The 23,771-nt window shown below is 38.9% G+C and carries 19 protein-coding genes; 4 read left to right on the top strand and 15 right to left on the bottom strand.

Features of this window, described 5'->3' with window-relative positions; all coding sequences use genetic code 11:
- Window positions 1–19: 19 nt before the first annotated feature.
- From OTG27_RS19990 to OTG27_RS19970, 5 genes are all read right to left on the bottom strand, one after another.
- A complete protein-coding gene (locus OTG27_RS19990) occupies window positions 20–1,432 on the bottom strand; it encodes an amino acid permease (RefSeq protein ID WP_057276002.1) in 1,413 nt (470 codons plus the stop codon).
- A gap of 368 nt (window positions 1,433–1,800) precedes the next feature.
- Window positions 1,801–2,433 (bottom strand): YitT family protein, encoded by a 633-nt coding sequence (locus OTG27_RS19985; RefSeq protein ID WP_268937879.1) that lies wholly within the window; start codon window positions 2,431–2,433, stop codon window positions 1,801–1,803.
- A 542-nt stretch (window positions 2,434–2,975) separates the two neighbouring features.
- A complete protein-coding gene (gene tatC / locus OTG27_RS19980; RefSeq protein WP_307730132.1) occupies window positions 2,976–3,677 on the bottom strand; it encodes a twin-arginine translocase subunit TatC in 702 nt (233 codons plus the stop codon).
- Window positions 3,678–3,825: 148 nt separating this feature from the next.
- Complete coding sequence (locus tag OTG27_RS19975) at window positions 3,826–4,038, bottom strand: twin-arginine translocase TatA/TatE family subunit (RefSeq protein ID WP_034312740.1); 213 nt, start codon at window positions 4,036–4,038, stop codon at window positions 3,826–3,828.
- 68 nt (window positions 4,039–4,106) lie between these two features.
- Window positions 4,107–5,849: an alkaline phosphatase D family protein gene (locus tag OTG27_RS19970; protein ID WP_106028213.1), complete on the bottom strand. Its 1,743-nt coding sequence runs from the start codon at window positions 5,847–5,849 to the stop codon at window positions 4,107–4,109.
- 537 nt (window positions 5,850–6,386) lie between these two features.
- On the opposite strand from OTG27_RS19970, the gene OTG27_RS19965 reads away from it, so the two are divergent.
- Window positions 6,387–6,554: an aspartyl-phosphate phosphatase Spo0E family protein gene (locus OTG27_RS19965; protein WP_082352106.1), complete on the top strand. Its 168-nt coding sequence runs from the start codon at window positions 6,387–6,389 to the stop codon at window positions 6,552–6,554.
- Between the two features lie 260 nt (window positions 6,555–6,814).
- Here OTG27_RS19965 and OTG27_RS19960 read toward each other — a convergent pair whose 3' ends face one another.
- From OTG27_RS19960 to OTG27_RS19950, 3 genes are all read right to left on the bottom strand, one after another.
- Window positions 6,815–7,801 carry a 2-hydroxyacid dehydrogenase gene (locus tag OTG27_RS19960; RefSeq protein ID WP_268937878.1) on the bottom strand — a complete coding sequence of 329 codons (987 nt, stop codon included), beginning with the start codon at window positions 7,799–7,801 and terminating at the stop codon, window positions 6,815–6,817.
- Between the two features lie 21 nt (window positions 7,802–7,822).
- The gene (locus OTG27_RS19955) at window positions 7,823–9,121 is read right to left on the bottom strand and encodes an MFS transporter (protein WP_095679598.1); all 1,299 of its coding nucleotides are present in this window, start codon (window positions 9,119–9,121) and stop codon (window positions 7,823–7,825) included.
- A 933-nt stretch (window positions 9,122–10,054) separates the two neighbouring features.
- Complete coding sequence (locus OTG27_RS19950) at window positions 10,055–10,975, bottom strand: patatin-like phospholipase family protein (RefSeq protein WP_063576554.1); 921 nt, start codon at window positions 10,973–10,975, stop codon at window positions 10,055–10,057.
- Between the two features lie 248 nt (window positions 10,976–11,223).
- Between OTG27_RS19950 and OTG27_RS19945 the strand changes: the two genes are divergently transcribed.
- Complete coding sequence (locus OTG27_RS19945; protein ID WP_268937877.1) at window positions 11,224–11,727, top strand: DinB family protein; 504 nt, start codon at window positions 11,224–11,226, stop codon at window positions 11,725–11,727.
- A gap of 172 nt (window positions 11,728–11,899) precedes the next feature.
- On the opposite strand, the gene OTG27_RS19940 is transcribed toward OTG27_RS19945, so the two are convergent.
- The 6 genes from OTG27_RS19940 to OTG27_RS19915 all read right to left on the bottom strand — a co-directional run bounded on the left by OTG27_RS19940 (window position 11,900) and on the right by OTG27_RS19915 (window position 18,881).
- Window positions 11,900–14,314 (bottom strand): heavy metal translocating P-type ATPase, encoded by a 2,415-nt coding sequence (locus OTG27_RS19940; RefSeq protein WP_268937876.1) that lies wholly within the window; start codon window positions 14,312–14,314, stop codon window positions 11,900–11,902.
- A 75-nt stretch (window positions 14,315–14,389) separates the two neighbouring features.
- Window positions 14,390–14,596 carry a copper chaperone CopZ gene (gene copZ / locus OTG27_RS19935; protein WP_053534714.1) on the bottom strand — a complete coding sequence of 69 codons (207 nt, stop codon included), beginning with the start codon at window positions 14,594–14,596 and terminating at the stop codon, window positions 14,390–14,392.
- Between the two features lie 16 nt (window positions 14,597–14,612).
- Window positions 14,613–14,951, bottom strand: coding sequence for a metal-sensitive transcriptional regulator (locus OTG27_RS19930; protein WP_223255974.1), 339 nt, complete (start codon window positions 14,949–14,951; stop codon window positions 14,613–14,615).
- 1,347 nt (window positions 14,952–16,298) lie between these two features.
- Window positions 16,299–16,601 (bottom strand): hypothetical protein, encoded by a 303-nt coding sequence (locus OTG27_RS19925; RefSeq protein WP_268937875.1) that lies wholly within the window; start codon window positions 16,599–16,601, stop codon window positions 16,299–16,301.
- 137 nt (window positions 16,602–16,738) lie between these two features.
- Window positions 16,739–17,989 (bottom strand): ABC transporter permease, encoded by a 1,251-nt coding sequence (locus tag OTG27_RS19920; RefSeq protein ID WP_268937874.1) that lies wholly within the window; start codon window positions 17,987–17,989, stop codon window positions 16,739–16,741.
- Window positions 17,982–18,881, bottom strand: a complete 900-nt coding sequence (locus OTG27_RS19915) for an ABC transporter ATP-binding protein (protein ID WP_048679334.1) — start codon at window positions 18,879–18,881, stop codon at window positions 17,982–17,984. The genes OTG27_RS19920 and OTG27_RS19915 overlap by 8 nt, the downstream gene beginning before the upstream one ends.
- A 337-nt stretch (window positions 18,882–19,218) precedes the next feature.
- Between OTG27_RS19915 and OTG27_RS19910 the strand changes: the two genes are divergently transcribed.
- Complete coding sequence (locus OTG27_RS19910) at window positions 19,219–19,977, top strand: GTP cyclohydrolase II (RefSeq protein ID WP_268937873.1); 759 nt, start codon at window positions 19,219–19,221, stop codon at window positions 19,975–19,977.
- A 1,001-nt stretch (window positions 19,978–20,978) separates the two neighbouring features.
- Window positions 20,979–21,329, top strand: a complete 351-nt coding sequence (locus tag OTG27_RS19905) for a hypothetical protein (RefSeq protein WP_268937872.1) — start codon at window positions 20,979–20,981, stop codon at window positions 21,327–21,329.
- A gap of 123 nt (window positions 21,330–21,452) precedes the next feature.
- Here the strand turns inward: OTG27_RS19905 and OTG27_RS19900 are convergent, their stop codons facing one another.
- Window positions 21,453–22,736: an MFS transporter gene (locus tag OTG27_RS19900; protein WP_268937871.1), complete on the bottom strand. Its 1,284-nt coding sequence runs from the start codon at window positions 22,734–22,736 to the stop codon at window positions 21,453–21,455.
- Between the last annotated feature and the right edge of the window lie 1,035 nt (window positions 22,737–23,771).

Genomic DNA, 23,771 nt, shown 5'->3' with positions numbered 1-23,771 from the left:
CAATGGTGTAGAGCCAAAGCTAAAACTTTTCAGAATTAGGGGAACCAGAAGCAATATTTAATTCATTCTCCAAATACTTCGCTTTTTTTCGCCGAATGAAAAAGAATGAACAAATAACGATCAAGCTAAATAGCATGGTAAATATGAACTGCGGACGCTGCGAATCGATAAAAGCCATTAATATTAACACGGAAATCATGGAAATGATGGTTGCATAAGTCAAATACGGGAATAACCACATCTTGATCTTGAATATTCCAGGATTCTCCTTCTCCATTCTCTTCCTTAATCGGAGATGGGAAACCGCAATGGCCAGATAAACAAGAATTCCGACTCCGCCCGAGGAATTCACTAAAAAGAAAAAGATTTTATCAGGTGAAACATAACTGAAAATGGTGCTGATAAAGGCGAATATAGTAGAGCCGACTACAGCAAATATAGGGACACCGTTCTTGCTCACTTTAGAAAATAGCTTTGGGGCGTCACCCTTTTGTGCAAGTGAAAATAACATGCGTGAACTCGTATATAATCCCGAATTCAAACAGGATAGCAATGCAATGAGAATCACTATATTCATGATCAAGGCAGCAGAAGGGATTCCCAGCATTTCAAGTACGGCGACAAATGGACTTTTCAGCAAAGAAGCCGAATTCCAAGGTAATAGCGTCACCAGTATGGCGATGGACCCGATATAGAAAATCAGGATTCGCCAAACCACACTATTCAATGCACTTCTAACTGATTTGACCGGATCACTGGTTTCACCCGCAGCAATCGCTGGTATCTCCACTCCAACAAATGCATGAAAAACGATTGCAACACCAACAAGCACAGAACTTAGACCATTTGGAATAAACCCGCCAAAGTTTAAAAGATTGGAAGTGCCAGGTGGTTTTATCGTTGGGATAAACCCTAATATCACGGCCACCCCCAGGCACAGGAATAGTATGATACTGATTATTTTAATGATTGAAAACCAGTATTCGAACTCACCAAACGATTTCACGGAAAAAATATTCGTCATTTTCAATAGGATGATCAATGATAGACTTATGACCCAGACGGGAACGGAAGGAAGCCAGCTGTGAATGATTGCTGCTCCAGCCGTTGCCTCCAAAGCAATTACGATAACCCAAAAGAACCAATATAACCAACCTGTTGTAAAACCGGCCCATTCACCTATCCCTTCTCTTGCATAAACCGCAAAAGATCCAGTATTAGGATTCACTGTGGCCATTTCCCCAAGCATTCTCATGACTAAAACAACGATCAAGCCTGCCAAAACATATGATAATATCGCCCCGGGGCCCGTTTGACCAATAATGATACCGCTTCCTACGAATAAACCAGCGCCTATGACACCACTCAAAGATATCATCGTTAAATGTCTTTGTTTCAGACCTGGTTTCAGTTCTTCCTGTTGATGTTTCATACCCTCCACCAACTTTCAATAATTTGGGGAATCAACTAAGATAATCGCTACTTGAATGTAAAGCAGGCTTTTCAGCTGCCTGTCCTTTACATTTTCACAAAGATAGTGGGAACTGGAAACATGGCATTTTCAAACAACACAGGGTATGACGCTATGAACTTAAGATTCTATAACACTAGTCCTCCTTCCTTAAGGCTATTTTGAAAAACGAAGCGAATCTAACATCACAACGTCATGATGTCAGTACCACTTTCTATGTGTATAATACACTCTGATTTTTTTAAAGTCAATTTAAAAATCAGAATATTTAAATAACAAAATGAACATTTTCAAATAATAAACGATGTCCATTAAGTCTCCAATTTTAGTTATTTTACTTCATTTACCTTTGGTGTTTCATCCAACACACTTTCCGTAGCTGACGTTACTGCCTTCTGCTTCCTATCCAGCATTTTCTTTAAAAGATATGAAAAAAGCAATGTAAAAGCAATTCCCTTAACAATCGATGCATAACCATAAACCAGAATGCCCAATATCAGTACGATAAGATTAATAATCCTTATTGTCGCAGCAATATCTATTTTTTCATTTTTGTGATGTAAAATTAAGGCGAGCACGTCAAAGCCAACAGTGGAGGCATTTGCAGTTATACATAAATAATATCCTATCGCTATAAAAATCGACGAAATGAAAATCACTAAAACGATATTCATATCAAAATGAAAGTTCAATGAATAAAAAAAATTAAAAAAAACCATATAGCTAAGGGAACTTACGATCGACTTAAAAAAGTACTCTTTCCCTAGAAACACTAAACAAATGATTAACAGTATTCCTGTAACCAAATTGGCGAGCATGGCAATGTTATAGCCCAATAATGCATTCAATAATAATGCCGAGCTAGTTACCCCGCCATTGATGATTTCATTGGGAACGATTAAATAAGCATAGGCAAAGGTCATGGAAATGTTTCCTGCGATAATTTTCAATAAATCCTTCATACATTCTCACCATCCTGTTCGATATTTTGATAATGCTCTCCCCCCTAAATATATATTTATACTTGAACGATAATAAGATTCGAACCTTTCACCTTTCGATATTTTGGAATGTTATTACAAAGAATGCATTTTTCAATTCAAGTGATTACAATTATTCGCTAACCAGAATCCTCTTTCCTTCTAAATAAAAAAAATAAAACACCCCCCTTAAAACTAGAAGATGTTCATGGTCTACTACATAATCATTTAGACATTGCAGAGTTTATCTTCAACTTATGTAACTTGTGATTAGTTGACAAAAACTTTGATTTAAATAATTTAAATTCCACAGGATTGGACAAATTGAAGGCTTTTATAGGTTAAAACTTCGTCCCCTTATATAATCACATTGGTTAGAAGGCAAATGCAAAAGCATCCCCCCTAATCATTCCCAAAAAGTATTATCCCACAATAAAAAGCTGAGGGGGCTCCCCTCAACTTTTTATTGTTCCATTTATTATTTCCCAAGAAATGTTACTTTCAATAGGCTGTGATTATCCTTTTCATGTCACGGATAATGCTGACTCATCTTTCATAAGCCTTTTACGATAAACCATATTGGACAGCTGTACACTCACTTCATAAAGCACAAGTAAAGGGACGATAACCAAAATGTCCGAAATTATATCTGGAGGTGTAATCAGGATTGAGATGATGACCAGGACGAAATAAGAAATCTTGCGAGACTTTTTCAACACCGCTGGATTGATGATGCCTAATCTGGTCAGGAACATGACCACAAGCGGCATCTCGAATAAAATCCCGAAAGGTAAGATCAAATTAATCATGAAACGAAAATACTTTTCCGCAGTGAACATCATCTCGAACTGCCCGGCCGATAGGGAAGTTAGGAAACCCAGAACTATTGGAAACAACACAAAATATCCAAATGAGATACCTGTGATAAATAGAATGAACAGTCCGGGTATGAAGCGAAATGTAACCTTTCTCTCTTCCGGTTTCAAAGCTGGAGCCACAAAGCGCCATAACTGATAGGCTGCAAGCGGAATCGTTGCAGCAATTGCGCAAACCCCAGCAATAATCATATATACCCATAGGACCTCACTCGGCCCGAGCACGGCAAGCTTTCCTTCCAAATCTTTAATAAGTAAATTATAAATATCCTGTACGAATATGAAGCTCATTATGAAAAAGGCCACAAAGCCTATCAGTGTTTTAATGATTCTGCTTCGGAGTTCCTCCATATGCTCAATAACGTGTAAATCCTTACTCTCCACTTTCACTCCCCCTTTTTAGACATATTATTTGCCATTTTGCAAATAGCGCTTCCCCTCTAACCCTTCTCATGAAAAGAAGCAGGCGAGTCTTTCCGCCCGCTCTATCTCATTTACTTCATCCCTCTTTTTTAACAGCTCTTAATGCAGCTTTATTCTCATTTTCTTCTTCTTTTTCCGTATCATTCACCAATCCTTTGGTTGCACTTTTGAATTCGGATAATGTCCGGCCAAATGCACGGCCTATTTCCGGCAGTTTGGACGGTCCAAAAATAATCAGTGCAATCACAAGGACAATCACCAAACCGGGTATTCCTATATTTGAAAGCATTCCTACTCACTCCTCTGTTCTTCTCATTTTTCTTCGCTACATTCCTGTCAAGCATCATAAGGTCCCTATCAATTAGTCACTTTCCCCTGACTTTTCATTCTTTGTTTTTCATGTGCGCGATTATGGGCACGTGTCCGATCCTCCTCGACTTCGTTCGTTTTTTGTGCACCTTCCATAACCGCTGCTGATGCAACCTTTCGCAGCCCTGTTTGATCCTTATCAAAAACAAAGGATGCTCTTGTCGATATATCTGCACCTGGTTCTGTCACGAATGGGACTACACGGTAATCCGCCTTCCATTGTTCTGGTGTTACTTTGCACCGGACATATCCCCTGTAATCATTAAAGAACTTAATATGCGGATTCTGACTTAGTATTTTATCCGTGTCCGCACGCTTATCCGCACCATTTCCGCCAGATGTGATTGAAGTGCCGACAAACTCCACACCGAAAATCTTTGAATTTGGATCATCGAAATCCGCCTTTAAATTGGCGGCCCAGCTTGCATGTACATCACCGGTCAACACGACCAGATTTTCCAGGTTGTTGCTTTTGATTACATCAATTAAGCGATCGCGTGCAGCCGGGTAGCCATCCCAGGAATCCATGCTGAATTTTGGGGCGGTTGGTGTTCCATAATTCCGTTGTGCAAAGAAAATCTGCTGAGGCAGAACATTCCACTTCGTTTTTGATTTTGATAAATTGTCAGTTAGCCACTGTTCCTGCTCTGGACCTAGTAATGTCCGTTTCGGATCAAGTGACTCAGGCGTTTGCGGTGAACTTCCATCACCGTTTGCCTGATCATCCCGGTATTGACGTGAATCCAATACAAAGAAAGAGGCCAGGTCGCCATATGTGAAATTTCGGTATAACCTCATATCCGCTCCCTTAGGCAAAGATGATTTTCGAAGGGGCATATGCTCATAGTAAGCCTGATAAGCGGCGGCCCTTCTCTTGATGAAAGCTTCTACCGATTGCCCTTTTTCCGGGATGACATTTGCATAATTGTTTTCAACTTCATGATCATCCCAAGTCACGACCCATGGGAAAGCTGCATGTGCCGCTTTTAAATGGGTATCAGAGCGATATTGTGCGTATCTATTCCGATAATCTTCAAGTGTAATGATCTCTGGTCCACTATGTACACGGACATTACCTGTAGAAGAAACATATTCATTTGGTCCATATTCATATATATAATCGCCAAGGTGGAAGACAATATCCAGATCTTCCTTTGCCAAATGTTTATAGGCCGTATAATAACCATGCTCAAATTGCTGGCATGAAACAAACGCGAATGACAAGCTCGAAACACTTGAACCTATTGGCGGAAGTGTTTTCGTTTTCCCAGTCTGACTTACTTCCCCGCCGCTTTTAAAACGGTAAAAATAGACTTTATCAGGTTTTAATCCGCTTACTTCCACATGTACGGAGTGGCCAAGTTCCGGCCTGGCTATATCCTTGCCTTGCTGGACAATCTTTCGGAAATTCTCATCCTTTGCCACTTCCCATTTAACGGAAATGGCTTCTTTTGGCATTCCTCCTCCATTCAACGGATCCGGTGCCAGCCTTGTCCATAAAACGACACTGTCCGAGAGCGGATCTCCTGAAGCTACACCGAGAGTAAATGGATAATCACTGAATTTCGGGGCAGCATTCACTTCAATCCCGCCCATTGATTGGGCAAGAGCAAGACCTAATGAAAGTCCGGCAAGCTTACTCGCTCCCTGGATAAAATTTCGGCGGTCCATATTCTTACCTAATTCGCTCCAATTCTTAATTAAATCATCCATTGCTCTTTCATTATTCATTGATCTTTCCCTCCTATTATTTGAATCTGGTTCAAGTATAGTATGGCCCTTTTAAAGGTGTATGAAGATGTGTAAATCAATAAATCAACAAATTAGGAATTTTTAGGCAGGTCTTATGATACCCATTGAATACAAAAAGAGTTTTGATTCACTCATGCATTTACATAGCCCTACAAACTTTTACATATAACGACAGTCTTTCAGCCTAGTTCTCTTAACGAATCATTTATTTAATCGTTACAAATAACTTCAATAGGCTATTTTTACAATAAACCTTTAAAACTATAAGAGCCTAAAGAAGCCAGCGAAATAATGGAATAAAAGAAAGATCGCCATCTCTTGGTTGGATCCCACTACAGGAAGGAAACCTGAATTCAAAGGAAGGTTTAGATCATGGTTTTCTAAAATTGGACTAAAAATACTTCAGCAATAATTTTATAAGTGAATACTCACTTTTGGTTTAAAATCATCCTAATTTATGTAATAATAGTTTCATAACAAAAAAAGAAAGCACTTGAGGATTCTACATTGGAGAGTATGGAAGCATTATTTGAAAAAATTGAGATATTGAGGAAAGAATTAATAACCACCGGATTGATTTATGGATTTACTGCCCCAAAAACATTACATAAAAGCCAGGAACTAGATGAACTGTTGAATTTACTTACAAATGAAAAAGAACCAAATGATTTAGAATATGTCTAAAAAGCGGAATGAAGCCTGATTGATTTTTCTACTAATACTTCATGGAACCATCACTGTGTAGTTCATGCTTCTCTTACTTCTTATATTTTTCTTGGATTCGTGGTCTAATTTTTATGTAATATCCGCTAAATCATTAGAGTAATTGTTAACATCATCACTCTTCCTAATTAAAAAGCATCCAAAATGAATGGATGCCTTTTTTATCAAAGATTCTTTTAAATGGGTCAACCTAATATTACCGCTGTGTTAATGATTCATTACTATTTTAGTGACTGAAATCCTTTCAATTCAGGGACAACATTGCTTATCTCCCTTCCTGTAACAACAGCAACGAGGTTCTTCGCAGCAAGCATGGCCATATCAAATCGTGTTTGATGAGTAGCTGAACCTATATGGGGCAGGGTTACCACGTTAGGCATGGCTAAAAGCGGATTGTCATGCGAAATGGGTTCCTTTTCAAATACATCCAAACCGGCTGCAAGAATTTCCTTATTTCGCAGTGCTTCTATGAGGGCCTTTTCGTCCACCGTCTGACCCCGGGATGTATTGATAAAGATCGCTGATTTTTTCATCAGTACGAACTGCTCCCGTCCCATAAGATGCCTCGTCTCCGGAGTATAAGGGACCATTAATAGAACGAAATCTGATTCCCGTAAAAGGTGATCTAAAGAAGAATAGGTTGTACTGAGCGTTTCCTCCACTTCGGATTTCCTTCGCCGATTATGATACAAAACTTCCATGTTAAAACCGAATTTGGCTCGTCTTGCAATAGATTCCCCAATCCTCCCCATACCGATGATGCCCAATGTTTTTCCATGAACATCAACGCCAAAGAGGGGTTCATCGCTTTTATTTCCCCACTTGCCATCCTTTACAAGCTTGTCCATTTCCGGAATACGACGGGCTGCTGAGAGCATTAAGGCTAAAGCTAAATCAGCCACGGTTTCATCGAGAACACCAGGTGTATTTGTACCGATTATGCTTCTCTTTTTCATTGCCTCCAGATCAAAGTTGTTGTAGCCTACCGAGATATTGCTGACAGCCTTTAGACGTGGTGCATGGTCCAGAAATTCATCATCTATTTTTTCTCCTGTGATGAGCAGTCCCTCCGCATCAGAAATTTGCTTTAACAGTTGGCTTCTGGTAATGGGTTCAGGGCCGTTCCATTTTTCATACTGGCAATACTTCGAAATAAATGCCTCTACCTCGGCCGGTACTGGTCTTGCTATATACACTTTTGGCTTCAATTTATTTCCTCCTCGATAATACTATTCTTGAATAGGATGTTTTACAATAAACCAATAGCAGATTGCTGCGCATCCGGCGATTAAACCGCCAGATATAAAGGCGAGAGAGTAAGAACCGGTTGTATCCACTATCATGCCTGCCACAACAGGGGAAAAGGCACCACCAAAATAACCGCCAAAATTCTGAATTGCTCCTACGGAAGCAACCATAGAAGGAGGAGCAATGTCGCCGGCGAGTGCCCATGCGCTGCCTGTAATGGCAGAAATAAAACAAAGAGCAAGGGTCAGTAAAAGTAAGGTAATAGCGAGCCCTTTAACAAGTGGAACTGCACACACAACAATAGCGGCCAAGATGGCACATATACTAATTAAGGCACGCTTTGCTTTAATAGGTGTAGTAATTCCCTTGTCGACCAATTTTTTAGTAAGATATCCTCCGAAAATATTGCCAAAGATTCCGCCAAGCCAAGGAATACCAGCATATATACCCATTTCTTTAAGTGAGACATGATGGACATCAAACAAATAAAGGGGAAGGAATACAAGGAAAATATTCCAAATCCAGATGGTACAGAAGAAGCCTAGAATCATCCCCCATACGCTTCGATATTTAAATAACGAACCCCATTTTATTTTTGATGATTGAATGCCTTGCTCCACTCCACCACCTTCCGACTTAATGTATTCAAATTCCTCCTTGGAAAGTTTTTGGCTTTTTTCAGGATTTTTATAAAAAATAACAAAACCGATCGCAAAAATGATGCCGATTACACCTGTAATATAAAACAACGCTCTCCACCCAAAAGTCACCATAATGAAAACGAGAAGTGGCGGTGCAATGGCAGGTCCCCATTTGGAGGAAGAATCCCAAATTCCAGTTGCCAGGCCGCGTTCCTTTTTGGGGAACCAATACGATGTAATCTTAGCCATTGTAGGAAAACACGGTGCTTCACCCACTCCAAGTAAAATCCTTGCAGCAATAAATGAACCCATTTTATGAACGGCTCCCGTTAAAATGGTCGCACCACTCCACCAAATAAGCGCGATTGTATACACCTTTTTGGTCCCGAACCGATCGATCAGCCAGCCTGAAGGAAGCTGCATTAATGCATAACTCCAAGAAAAAAAGGTTCCCAATAACCCGATTTCGGTCACGCTTAGCCCGAGTTCCTTCATCATTTCGGGAGCTGCAATGGAGAGATTGGCACGATCTAGATAATTGATTATTCCCCCAATCAATAACCAGATGACGACTGTCCAGCGAAATTTCCGGCCAAAATTTAATGGCTTTTCTTGCTTTGTTTCCATTCTTGCTTCCATACCTTATCCCCCCTTGTTATATAAAACGCCTAAATTGGCAGCGCTTCCAAAATAAGAAAAAGCCCAGTTCACTCTTGGAGAATATGTATATACAAGGAGGCTTTTGTTTTATAATATAAAACCTAGTTTTGGTTTTCTAACAAAAAAAATAAAAAGATAATTCCTATTATTCTGTAAAGTATCGTATTATGAGGATGTGTGAATGTCAATCTTTATTCTTATTTTCAGGATTATATTCCTAGTAAATGTTATATGCCAAGTGGGGAAAATTGCTAGACGTTTTTTTAAGTAGTAAAATCTTAACAGACTTTATCCCACAATCCATTTCATTTCCACCTCTAGCTTTGCTGCCGGGATGGCTGAGATTCCATTCTATCTCTCAAAAATCTCGGGCAACGTTAACGACGGTTAAGCTTTTATTATTTTTCTATAAGAAAAGCAAGCGGTCCTGATACATGTGGGCCGACCATAGACGTACCTGTTAAGGCAGCTGAAATCTACCAGATAAGTGGGATATTAATTGTTCGCTTGGCGCAACTGTATCCACTTTTCTATTGGACTTACTAAACCTTAATGAAAGCCGGGATGTTTAACGAAGATCCCATCCTTTCTCACTACATCTATGTTTTTTGTCTCATTCTCCGCTCCTCACAGTGCATTGAGATACGCCAACTACTTCTCCTTGAGGATCTATTCATTGAATTTCATAATCTTTATTCCAACTTTGTTTTCTTCTTTTATTCTTTGTTTTCCGTTCATTCATTTAGATAATTATAAAATAATATATTATATTAATTTTTTATGATTGTAATTCCACTTATTGCTTTTGAATTAAACGATTGGTTCGTTCATTCAATAAGAAAAAGAGCCGTTGTAGCAGCTCCTTGTCCCCTTTTTCCCCCTTTTGGACCGAATGATAGAGGAATGTTTCTCCTACTTTTTTTTGACTCTTTGCAAGCGTTTGGCCTTATATTGTTCAAAATCCCAATTCGACAAAAATTCTTTTGCAGAAGTATAGCCTGATTTATAGAGAAAGTTGATTTCTTCCTCATTCAGTTCAAAATCCGTTGCATTGATGCCGCCAATAGGAATTTGAATCGTGCGTTCAATCGTTTCTTCGTTCATATGTCGTAAATCATGGGCTTGGAGCATCGTTTTAAATATATTTTTGAAAAGGTGGATGGGCGTTGGGATAACCCCGCCTATGTTAACTTCATCTTTCACAAAATGGAATCCGAATGTTGGAAAACGAGGATTGTCGGTATCAAAAATCCATATCGGGAAGTTACTAAGTAATCCACCATCTAAAATGTAGGATTTTTTCCGGTCTTTTAATTTCCAAATAACCGGACGGAAGAAAAATGGTAAGGAGGCACTCATCATAACAGCAGTTGAAACTTTTAAATCAGCTGGAGACATACCATAGCGGTCCAAATCATCTGGCAAAATAAGCATCGTTCCATTCGAAACATCAGAAGCAATGATCTTCAACTTTCCATCTGGAAGATCCGCGAATGTCTTTATCCCTTTTTCCGAAAGAAGTGAATCCACCCATGTCTCCAAATAATCGTTTTTGTAAATCCCAAGATGAACCATGAGTTCCAAAAAGAAGCCCAAAATGGGAATTCGATTCAGAATTGTCCTGCCTCGAATCTTTGAGTAATTGATTTCACTAAACTGTTTTCTAATTTCATGGCTTTTATAGCCACTAGCCAAAAGAGCAGCTATTATTGCTCCTGCTGATGTCCCAGCAAGTCTTTCCCATTCGACATTTTCCTCTTCCATTGCTTGAATTGCCCCAATAAAAGCAATTCCCCTGACCCCCCCACCTTCAAAAACAGCATCTGCTCTCATTTTTTTCCACCTCTCGATAAGAGTTACTATCATATTAACAACATTTGAAAATAAAGTGAATTTTCACACTCCTGGACTCTTTGATGGCAATCAAACGTAATAACAATAGTAGGATAGCATCTATTATCATGGTATGTATAAAACGAAGCATTTGCATGGACAAATTATCAGATTAGGAAGCAGCCTTTGATAAAGGAATTCTTTAAATGATGTCGAAAAGGATATGTAACAATTGAAGGAGTGAAAAAATGGAAAATAACCGAGCCAAGAAAATGTATGATTACCATGTTTGGGCTAATCAGCAAGTGTTCCAAAAACTAAAACAGTTACCGGAAGGAGTCTATGGAGAAACGATAAAAAGTGTCTTTCCATCAGTCAAGGAAGTCCTTGTTCACCTTTACGCAACAGATATTACCTGGTTGGAGATAATGAAAGGAAGCACAGTTCAAGAAACTTTTAAGAAAGTTGAACAGCGGCGGAAAGAAGTGGAAGGGATCACATTAAATGAACTGGAATCCTCATATGATGAACTTGCAAAGGATTACGACAATTTCCTTACTTCGCAGCCTGATCTTGAACGGACCATTGTAACCGAACATCCGAAAATGGGGGCTTGTGAGTTTGTACTTGCCGACCTCATCCATCATGTAGTGAATCATGGGACCTATCATCGCGGTAATGTATCAGCGATGCTCCATCAACAAGGCGAAAATGGCACACCTACAGATTATGTTTTTTACTGTTTAAAATAAAGCTGTTTGACAACCTATAAGAGTTGCAGTAACATTGCCGCTCATTCCAGATGAAAGCCGATGATCCTCTTGCAAAGGAATCATCGGCTTTATTAGGATGATTAAAATTCATACGCCCGTAGAATGGTATATTCAGTCAGTACAACTGCCTTCTATATATGCTACATGACCTTTAAAGTTTTATCCGTTGAAGGCGAAGTGCATTCAATACAACTGACACTGAACTGAAGGCCATGGCAGCACCCGCTAACCACGGGGCAAGAAGTCCGATGGCCGCAATTGGTATTCCGATTACATTATAGGCAAAAGCCCAGAATAGGTTTTGTTTGATGTTTTTCATCGTCTTCCTGCTCATGAGGATGGCATCTGCAATACTGTTCAAATCACCCCGGATCAAAGTGATATCGGCAGCTTCCATGGCTATGTCCGTCCCGGTTCCTATTGCCATTCCTATATCGGCTAGTGCCAGCGCGGGCGCATCATTTATCCCATCGCCGACCATTGCCACTGTTTTACCTGCGGCCTGCAGTTTTTTCACTTCTTCCGCTTTCCCTTCAGGTAGGACTTCTGCGATTACATGGTCAATGCCAACTTGATGTCCGATGGCATTTGCTGTTCTTTGATTATCCCCGGTTATCATGATGACCTGGATATCCATTGCTTTTAACCTTTTAATCGCCTCAAGCGAGCTTTCTTTTATCGTATCCGCAACAGCAATGAGTCCGGCATATTCCCCTTCAATGCTAGCGAGCATTGCAGTCTTCCCTTGCTCTTCAAATTCTTCCATCGCTGTTAGCGCCTTAGTGATATCCACGTTATTTTGCTTCATCAATTTACGGGTTCCGATGAATATCACTTTTTGATCCGCCACAGCTCTAATCCCGTATCCAGGCATCGCTTCAAATTCTTCAACCGCTGCAAGTGAAATCTGTCTTGCTTGAATTCCTTGAACGATTGATTGAGCAAGAGGGTGTTCAGATTGTTTTTCAGCTGCACCGACTAATGATAAAAACTGTTCTTCCTCCATACCATTCTCAATGAGGACATCTGTCAACACAGGGGTACCATTCGTTACCGTACCCGTTTTATCCAAGATTACCGTATCGATATGGTGGGTGGTTTCCAGATGTTCCCCGCCTTTAAATAAGATGCCGAATTCGGCAGCCCTTCCAGACCCTGCCATGATAGAGGTGGGAGTGGCCAGGCCTAAAGCACATGGGCAGGCTATGACTAGCACTGCAATCATCGCTTCAAAAGCAGGTGTGAATTCTCCAGGGTTAACCCAAATCATCCAAACCAGAAAAGTTAAAAGAGCAATTCCAACAACAATGGGAACGAAAACACCGGAAATTTGGTCAGCAAGCCGTTGAATCGGCGCTTTCGAACCTTGAGCATCTTCGACGACTTTGATGATTTGGGAAAGAGCTGTATCCCTTCCTATTTTCGTCGCTTTCATTTTGAGAAACCCATTCTTATTCAATGTTGAACCGATAACAGTATCCCCGTTTGTTTTATCGACCGGAATGCTCTCACCCGTTAACATGGATTCATCGACGGCAGAGTTCCCTTCGATTACCTTGCCATCGACAGGGATCTTCTCACCCGGCTTCACCAAAATCGTATCCCCTACGATGACTTCTTCAAGTGGTATTTCCCGTTCCTCCCCATTTCTTAAAACCAATGCCGTTTTGGCCTGAAGCCCCATCAATTTTTTGATGGCCTCGGAAGAACGTCCTTTTGCTTTTGCTTCAAACAGCTTCCCCAAAAGAATGAGGGTGATAAGAATCGAACTGGTTTCGAAATAAAGTTGTGCCGTATTGTGATGGGAACCCATCGAGATGATCGCCTGATAAACACTGTAAAAATAGGCAGCGGATGTTCCCATCGCGACTAATACATCCATATTGGCACTTTTATTTCTCAAGGCTTTATAAGCTCCAACATAGAACTGCTTTCCAATCAAAAATTGAACGGGGGTTGCGAATGCCATCTGCACCCAAGGATTCATGAGGAAATCAGGCATATAGATAAACGAAGTAAAACTAAAATGGCTTACCATCGCCCATAACAATGGAAAAGATAAAATGACCGAAAAAATGAATGTATTCTTTTGTTTTTGTATTTCTTTTTGACGGAAATTCACGGATTCCACTTTATCTTCCTTGATGATCGCCCAGTACCCCAGCTTCTCAACCCGTTGAATGATATCAATTGGGGAAGCTTGGGAAGGATCATATTCGACGGTCGCATTTTCAAGCGCTAGATTGACATTAGCCATGCTCACCCCATCCATCTTATTTAACCCTTTTTCTATTCGGTTAGCACAGGCAGCACAGGTCATGCCAGTAATCGTAAATTCCTTTTTCTCTTTTACTACAGCATAGCCAAGATCTTGAATTTTCTTTTCAAAGTCCTGGTTGCTTACTTTTTCCGAATCATATTTAATAACCGATTTCTCAAGTGCCAAATTAACGGTGGCTTCCTCAACGCCTTCCATTTTGTTTAACCCTTTTTCAATTCGGTTTGCACAGGCAGCGCAAGTCATTCCAGAAATCTGTAAACTTGTTTCTTTTATTTGGCTGCTCACTTCATCCCGCCTCCCTATACCACTATGGGGTATATTTCTTTGTAAAAAAGAAGTGCTTAACAGCACTCTCATAACTTACTCGACATCGTAGCCTTGATCATCGATTGTTTCTTTTATTTTCTCAAGTGATACTTTTTCCTTGTCAAACGCTACATCTACTTTTCCTGCATCCAAATGCACCTTTACGCTTTCAACACCTGCAAGTTTTCCTACATTCCCTTCAACTGCATTCACACAATGACCACAAGACATTCCACTAACATTCAATGTTACATTTTCCATTTTATCCACTGCTCCTTTATTTTTTCATTAATTTTTGTATCGTTACAAGCACTTCATCTATAACCTCTGTATCCCCTTCATTCAGGCGTTCCACCACACAATTCCTTAGATGGCCTTCCAATAAAATCTTGGCTACACTATTCATCGCGCTTTGTGTAGCTGCTATTTGGGTGATCACATCATCACAGTACGTATCTTTTTCAATAAGACCCTTTATACCGCGAATTTGACCTTCAATTCGATTTAACCGGGTCGTTAAATTCTTTTTTACTGCTTCTGAGTGATGACTCTTTCGGCCGTGGGAAGAGGCCGTACAGCATTCTTCTTCATTCACCGCATCTTGACCATTCATCATTTCATCCATTGCCCATCCCTCCTCAAAATTAATATACCATACCCTCCTACCCTATGCAAAGAAAAAGATTTATGTGCATCATTTATTACTATCTGTATTTTTATCATTTTTTATTCTTAAGCTCAGAGCCTGCTCCCCATCTGCCAAGTCTCGCAGGGGCTCGGCTAGCCAGTCATTTCGGCAGGAGTGTCGAAAATTTCTTCAATCTCTGTGTGGTATCATTTTTTTTAAATGTAGGTTTTGACATCTTCATTAATAAATGAAGCATATTCATCTGATCCACTAACAGATTTAGAAAATATGATTTTTATAACCATTATAAGGATAATCCATATCAAATCCACGAATGACATCATAAGTTCCTTTTCTCATAACAACGGTGTCTATTCTTTCGAGGATTGAATTGTAGCCAGAATCTCCTTCTACTTCTGTTGATCCTAACCACTCTAATATACCATCCTCATTTGCAATATAGCCATCAATCGAAGTCCAATGTATAATATAATGTTACGCTGTATTTACATTAACCAACTGATTCCCCGTCGGAACATGACCTTAATATTTCTTCATTAACCCTTTTATTATGCCTTTAATACTTCCTCAGGTGAGATACCAATGTAACAAGATTATCTTACTAAAATTGATTCTCCTTCTTTCACAAACCTGCGTTGTTAGTTGAAGAAGAAGGCTGTTTTCACATACTTTGTTGCTATTTACCAGGTAGTGAGTTGTGGTTGATTTCCCCTCCAGATGCTCGCTTTCCTTGGTGCGGGCGGTGAGCCTCCTCGGCTTAAACGCCTGTGGGGTCTCACCTGTCCCGCTGCTCCCGCAGGAGTCTCGCACTTCCGCTCCAATCAACCTTAAATAGTTTCGTTTTAAAAACAACAATCTTTACGAAAAGAGCCAAGAAGAAAAAGGAATTTCATTCGACTATCGTTAATGAATTATATCATCCCAAGAATGTACTTTTTTGGCAGTTCCTAAACGCTGAGCAGGATTTTTCCTATGTTTCGCCAGACTTGCAGATGTTCTAATTGTTTTAAGGATTATAGTAGCCATTTAAGCATACTTAGGAATAAAATTCGCATATATATATATGATTTTCCATCTCCTTTGGATGTTACTACAGAACTTTCTAATAATGAAAATTTCGTCCAGTTTCCAGGTATCAGGATTATAGGTTATTTATTCTTACTCATAGAAACCCTCCGTCCATTATCATTCTACCTATTTAAACATAAAAAAACCCGGATAAGGGACTTTTTGATGTGTGTCCGTTATTCGGGGTATCGTTTATGCTTCTTCAGCGTTATTATTTTCATTTAATTTAAGATTCCAATGTGATTATCACAGTTCTTTTGACATATTATTATTCCTTTTCTTTTTCAATAAAAGAATGATGCCAATGATAAAAGCTACTGCGCTATATAACCAGGTATACATAAAGGCAAGGCCCAGTCCGATATTTGCGTCCAAATAATCGTTTTTCACATGATCTATGGCTAAATATAAAAGCGGGGCAGCTCCAATGATGAACAGGATGACCCAGAGAACATTCTTTTTCGGATTCTTGGTTGATAAAATAATTATGATGAAGGATAGCAAGAGAAACACTTCTGAAACTATCGTCAACGTTACCAGATTACTCATAATAATTCACTCCTAATCGTGGTTGCATAAAGGGAATATATTTATGTTCCCCTATATCTATGCTACTTTTCGTTCCTATATTATTAACTTTAAAAAACCTGAACCCCTCCAACAGGATGAAAGATCCAGGTTTCATGTTAATTTTTCTTGGATAATTGCAGGGCATTCTTGATGCTTTTCAATGATTTTGAGCTACCGTACATCAAGACTCCACCACGATAGATTTTTGCTCCGATTATTCCAAGTAAAACAATCGTTAAGATCAAGACAGCAATGCTGATGGCGATTTCCCAGAATGGAACTTCAAGCATCCCTACGCGCAAGAACATGATCATCGGCGTGAAAAATGGAATGAATGATGTGATCGTAATATAACTGGCTGACGGATTCCCCAGTCCAAACATTGCAATCATGAAGGCGATGACAACTAACATGGTCATCGGTGAAATCATTTGCTGGACATCTTCAATTTTGCTGACAACGGATCCAAGGCATGCTGCAAGAGTAGCGTACAGAAAATACCCAAGCAAAGCGAAGATGATTGCATAAATGATCGTTGAGATATCTGTGCTGCCGAAACCGAAAAATGAAAAGAATCCTTCATCCATACCTGTCAAGTTTTGTTTAATCGAGAAATAGCCCACACCAAAAAATAAAATCATTTGAGTAAGACTAAGTAAAGCAACACCCATTATTTTGGCAAACATTTGTGTGACTGGCGGGACACTTGAAATCAGGATTTCCATGACTCGTGATGTTTTCTCAGTAGCCACTTCCATTGCAATCATCGTTGCATACATCAATACACCGAAGTAAATCACGAATAGGAGCACATACACGAGACCGCGTGCTTGATTGAGATCCTCTTCCGTTTTTGCATTTTTCTGAAGAGCAATCGTATCAAATGCTGGCGGCGTATTTAATTGAGCGATTTGCTGCTCTGTCAAATTCAATTCCTTCGCCGTTATTTGACCCTTCAATTGAGTAAGCGCTAATAGTAAATCATTACTTACCGCAGAATCTGAAATTTGATTCGCTTTGTACGTTCCCTTGAAGCCGAGAGTTTTATCCTTTTGGATTAATAAATACCCAACGATTTCTTCCGCGCTGACCATTTCCTCCGCTTCCTTTTCATCCTGGGCGGATATTATCGATAGGTCATCGTTTACACCTGCTAAAGCACTTTTATAAGAATCAAATAAACTGCCTTCAGTCTGATCGATTACGGCAACTTTTTCCTGTTCATCACTGTCGAATTTATCAATAAGATTCGAAAGATTCGAAAGAAGGAGAATCAGTGCCATCATAATGATTGTAGAAATGATAAAGGATTTCGTCTTTAATTTTGATAGGTATGTATGGGAAAGTACAATCCAAAATTTATTCATATACGGCACCTACTTTTTCAATGAAAATATCCGTCAGCGATGGTTCTTCCAATTCGAATTTCCGGACGAAACCTCTTGGAACAAGATCACGTAGCATGCTCTCAGCCACATCTTCACCAGTTACTTGAAGAACTTTCCCTTCCATCGTGTTCTTGACTTTTGTTACACCTGCATAATGATCCAAGAAAGATAGATCAAAATCCGCTTTAATTGAGACATTCTTTTTACCAAAAGAACGCTTGATTTCTTTTAACTTTCCAGCCACAACAGGTGAACCTTTATGCATGATGCAAAGATGCTCACACATCTCCTCGACATGCTCCATGCGATGGCTCGAGAAAACGATCGTCGTGCCGCTGTCCCTTAAGTCAATGACCGCTTTCTTCAGGATTTCCACGTTCACTGGATCCAGTCCGCTGAAGGGTTCGTCAAGAATAAGTAATTCAGGTTTATGGATCATGGATGCGATCAGCTGGATTTTTTGTTGATTTCCCTTTGAAAGCTCTTCAACTCGCTTATCGATATACTCGGGCACCATAAAGCGGTCCAGCCAGTACTCCAATTCTTTCAAAGCATCGCGTTTGTTCATCCCTCTTAATCTAGCCAAATAAACAATTTGATCGCGCACCTTCAGTTTTGGATATAGTCCGCGTTCCTCAGGAAGATAGCCAATCATGGAACTGGTCGTATAATCGATTTTCTTACCATCCCAGACAACTTCCCCTTCAGTAGGGTCAAGCAGGCCGAGTATCATCCGGAACGTGGTCGTTTTCCCCGCTCCATTCCCGCCTAAAAAGCCGAACATTTCTTTTTCGGGAATAGTTAAATCAAGCTTGTTAACTGCTGTGAAATCCCCGAATTTTTTCGTAACTTCTTTAATGTGTAAAACCAATGCGCAACCTCCTATAATATGATTCTAATTATATGTTAACGGAAAGGTTTTCCATTTTCAACTATCACCAAAGACCAAATAAATCTATTTCTCCTCGATTATATGTAAATTCAATAAACAAATTCACTATCTAACTATTGAAAATAAATTAAATGTAAAATAGTGGGTAAAAACAATAATTTCGTTCTTGTTAAATTTTGGATCATACGGAAATCAAGTTTTCGATCACTAAAAAAGGACTTTTACGCCTTTCTTTTGCATTGTAAATTTGTGGACTTTTTTGGGTACAATATGAAATGAACTAGAAAAGTTATCTTAGTTTCGGGAGGAAGTTTATATGATTAATGAAAAAGTGGCTTTGATATTAGAAGATAAAATTAACGTTATTAAAAGTGATGAAACATCCATTTATTTAGTCGGCCCCATCAAATTACCCGTAAACTTAGAGGGCGAAACAATTATATTCCAGTGGTATTGCTGGTTACGATGTGAGAATATGGCGGGACATTTTTGTGGTGACGGCACTTATAATATAGAAAAGATCATTGAAACTTTAGCTTCTTCCAATTTAGCGGAAATGCAGCAATCCAGTGTGTTACTGTATGGAGATTTTCAAAGCTCCTCCGATGCCCTTATCCGGATGCATAGTATTTGTCATACTGGCGATATATTCGGAAGCAAACGCTGTGATTGTGGCTTTCAATTAAAGCAGGCTATGAAGATGATTGCAACTCAAGGATCCGGGGCTTTATTTTATTTAGCCAATCACGAAGGAAGAGGCATCGGATTATTTAGTAAAGCCATGGCTTATGTTCTGCAAGAAAAAGGATTGGATACGGTGGAAGCTAATTTGGAGCTTGGATTTGTGGATGATGCACGCAACTATGATGATGCCATTCGGGTGTTAAAAAAACTGCGCTCTAATCCAGTGACCCTTATCACCAACAATCCGAGAAAATTAGAAGCTCTTCAAAACTCAGGTGCCAATGTTGCAGGCAGAGTTCCGTTATGGGGAGACATTTCCGAATTTAATGAAAAATATTTAAAAACTAAAGTCTTACGTTCCGGTCATTTAAAAGATAGTAAAAATGAATGACTGATTGTTTTTTATGAAATTGTTTTTACCCATGAATAGGTTTGAAATGGAATTTGATTTATAACATCACAGTTTACCGTAAAATGAAAACACAAACGAGTATAAGGGAATAATAAAATTGCTCACGTCTGGATAATAAGAAAATACATAAAAACAGGATGCAACGGAACGTTGCACCCTGCCTAAAAAAGGGGTTTGCTTCATTTCGAATCAGCATAAATTCTCTGCGATAAACACCTCATCTACATTAGAGTAAGAACTGGTATCTGACTAGAGTTTATCATCCAAAGCAACCATCCCCTATATCTTAAAAGTTTCATCAACTTTCAAAGCATAAATGACAATTATTGAATGAGTTTTCTGCTTTTACGTGCAAGAGAACCATCTCCTTGCTCGAATCGATTTTTTAATGAAGCTATCAGTAGTTAAGTTAAACGTCTTTAACTAACACCTCATTTACTATATGATGTGAATCATACGTAATCAGTAGCCCCTTCTTCTTTATTTATAATGACCATCAGCGGTTAAAAAATAACTGGTTATTTATGGATATCAAAAGTTCTTTCAAACGATTTCCAGTAAACAAAAAGGAATTTAATGGAACACCAAGCAAAAATCTTCGCAATCTCAATGGCATAACAAATGCTTTGTTCCCTAACGATCCTTTATAGCACATTGATTAGTGGAATTAAGCTAAACTAAACAGATAACTCTACACTAAGTTCAACTCCCGTCAGTGGAAAAGACGGGTGAGCAAAAATAGAAAAGGCGCCAGTCAATTAGTTTTCAACGACTTGTACACCCCGTTCCAGTATTTACTTTATTATTAATTGAGAAAGGACAAAGCGAATAACCTCGATTTGTCCCTCCCTCATAGCACTATGAAGATTATTATTGCGCTATGATTATTACCATATTATTGCCAAACCATGAAAGATAACCTTGCCCATCCCTGATAATTCAATGTTACCAATACAGGAGTAGAAGAAGAGTTTGGTTCTTTGTTTGGCTGGGACTTACCTGAAGACACAATCTTTTATGATGAAATTTTCTATACGGAAACGATAACTAGACTTGCAACAGAAATGTTGGAGAATAATATAGAAGAAATTATTGAAGCTGCTTTAGTCGGGAATGCAGATATGTTAGATGAAAATATAAATGAATATTTCATTGCTGATATTGTCATTTACGATGATGAATCTTATTTTGTCGATAAAATGTATGATTTTGAACTCAACAAAGCATCCTATCTAGCAAAAATAAAACGAGATTTCTCTGAATATCTGGATCTTAACACGCTAAAAAACCACGGCTTTAAACACTCGGCTAAATTTAGGATTAGAGGCTAAAAGTCTCTACTTCCTACAAGACAAAATCATTGTGTATTTTGATAATAAATTCTTTTTACTTATTGATTGAATTGAACATTAAAAGAGAAGCAGTTATGGAGAACTGCTTCTCAATTTACGATTTTAGACAACTACATTTTCGGAATCTTTCTCTACAGATGTTGTTTTCTTCTTTTTTAGCTTATCTGGATTGACAATGATAAGAAATAGAGAACTAAAAACAACCCCAAGAGCTACAATCATTAGAACAGAGTAATTATATCCAAGAACAATATCGCTGCCTGCCTTTTGTATCAAACTTCCGCTGACAATCGGAGCAATCACCCCCGCCATCGTCTGTAATGCTGTATAAATACCAATCATTAAAGAGGTCCGGTCCGGAGCCAATCTATTAATAATGGCCGGTCCAAGTGCATGCACGGATGAAAATAATCCTTTTACTACAAAAAGTACAAAAGTCACCCAGGCAATGTAATGCACTTCCGTGATGGAGTAGAAAAGGATTGCACCTGTTAATATGGATAATCCGATAACCATCACATGAGATTTTTTATAACTTGAGCTTTTTTTGTATAAATAATCCGAGATCGATGAAATAGAAATCGTAACCAACCCTGCACCTAAACCGATGATTGCTGAAATGTACCCCATCTGTGTAGGAGAGACCTTTAAAGCTTGTGTTAGATAAGAGGGCATCCAAACCTGAAGCCAAGAAATAAGCCAATAAGCTGTAAAAGCAACAAAGGTGGTTAAAATGAAGATACGGGATACCAAGGCCAAAGAAATCTCAGAAAACCTTACTTTCTGTTTTACAGGTGTTTTTTCCTTAACTATGTTTATTTCTTCTGCACTATTCTCTGGATGTTCTTTCCCCAACCATACCCAAAAGATGAGCCAGACCAAACTTAATATACCTAATGAAGCAAAAGATACTTTCCAGCCATAGTGTTGAATCATGTACACTAACGCCGGAGCGCAAACAAGCGACCCAAATGGACCACCGAAATTCAGAATAGCTGTGGCCTTCCCCCGTGATTCAGGGGGAAACCATTTGTATAAATGAGTGATAACTACTGCAAAGAAGGGGCCTTCAAAAACACCTAATAAAATTCTATAGGCAATGAGCATAGGAAAACTAGTTATAGCAAATGCACCCAATTGTAAAATCGACCAGGTTAATGCCATAAATGCAAGCATTTTCTTAGTCCCGAAGAATCCTACTAACGAACTTCCAAAAACACTTGCAATAACAAAAGAGACAAAGAAACTGCTCCCAACCAATCCCCATTGTACAGGCGAAATACCAAATTCTTCTGAAATTTTGACAGCCGCAAAGCCTGCAATGGATTTATCAGCATAATTTATAGTGAACAGTAAAAACAAAAAACCTAGAGTAATCCAACGCATAGTTTCAAATCCTCTCTAAATGACTAGACTCTTGCAAAAAACTTGTCATATTGGAATTCGTCTAAAGCTCTGTAATGTATAGAATCTTTGTCGTTTTTGAAAATAAAAAAAGGACATTCCGACCTTTTTGGTGAAATTTATGGGTTACGATGCCTCAATTTCAAATACAGAAGAATGTCCAATATTATGGTAATCTTCTATTTTTATATCTTCAATTTTATTTTAGCCTATAACTTCAAATTCCTAATCCACCAAAAACGTTCAATCCCTTTACGTGAAAGAAGTTGGTATTCGTCAAAGCCAAGTAATTCCTTGAAAACTACTATCCTTTTTGCATTGTGGTCATCGACAATGAAATCGGACGTGGATCGAGATTTTTTGATTCGATTGATGACAAACTGAAGTCTGCGTCTTGTCATTCGATTTGGGAGAGCTTATTAACTACCTGGTGTATCAAGTATGGGAACAGGAACTCCCAATAACGATTGGTGATGTGGTTCGTCGTATACGAAAAGATCATCTCGGTTAAATTGTGATATACGCCTAGGAACAAGTATTGTCGAAAAAAAGCCTTTTGATGTGCTGTAAAATTGACGGTTTGAAAAAAATTAGTCAACGCTAGACGCAACCCGTATGCCCTTTTTTAGGGACATAATTAAAAAATGAAATAGTCAAGTAAATGATATAAAAATCCCATAATATTAATTAGTTGCCAGTTTTTTTAACCGGTGAGCATTTTTTTATCATTTGAAAGGAAGGTAATTAGTGGCGCAGTATGTTTTGAGTAACACTATTCGCTTTATCTAGTTGTCTACCTTGTGGTTATTGAAATCCATTGCCGTTGACTTTGTAAATCTCATATTAACTGTTTAGTCCCCAGCAAATTATACTTGGCCAATATTACAGCCAAATCAATCTTGGATTCCGCCCACGACTTCCTCTCCATAAACTCATACAATGATCTCCAAAATACGCCTTCATATGTCTGCGCTTTCATTTATCACCAAGCAAACAGATTACAGGCATCTAGGCTTA

Source organism: Peribacillus sp. AS_2 (genome assembly GCF_026891895.1).
GTDB lineage: Bacteria > Bacillota > Bacilli > Bacillales > DSM-1321 > Peribacillus > Peribacillus frigoritolerans.
This window is presented reverse-complemented; position numbering and strand designations above follow the sequence as displayed.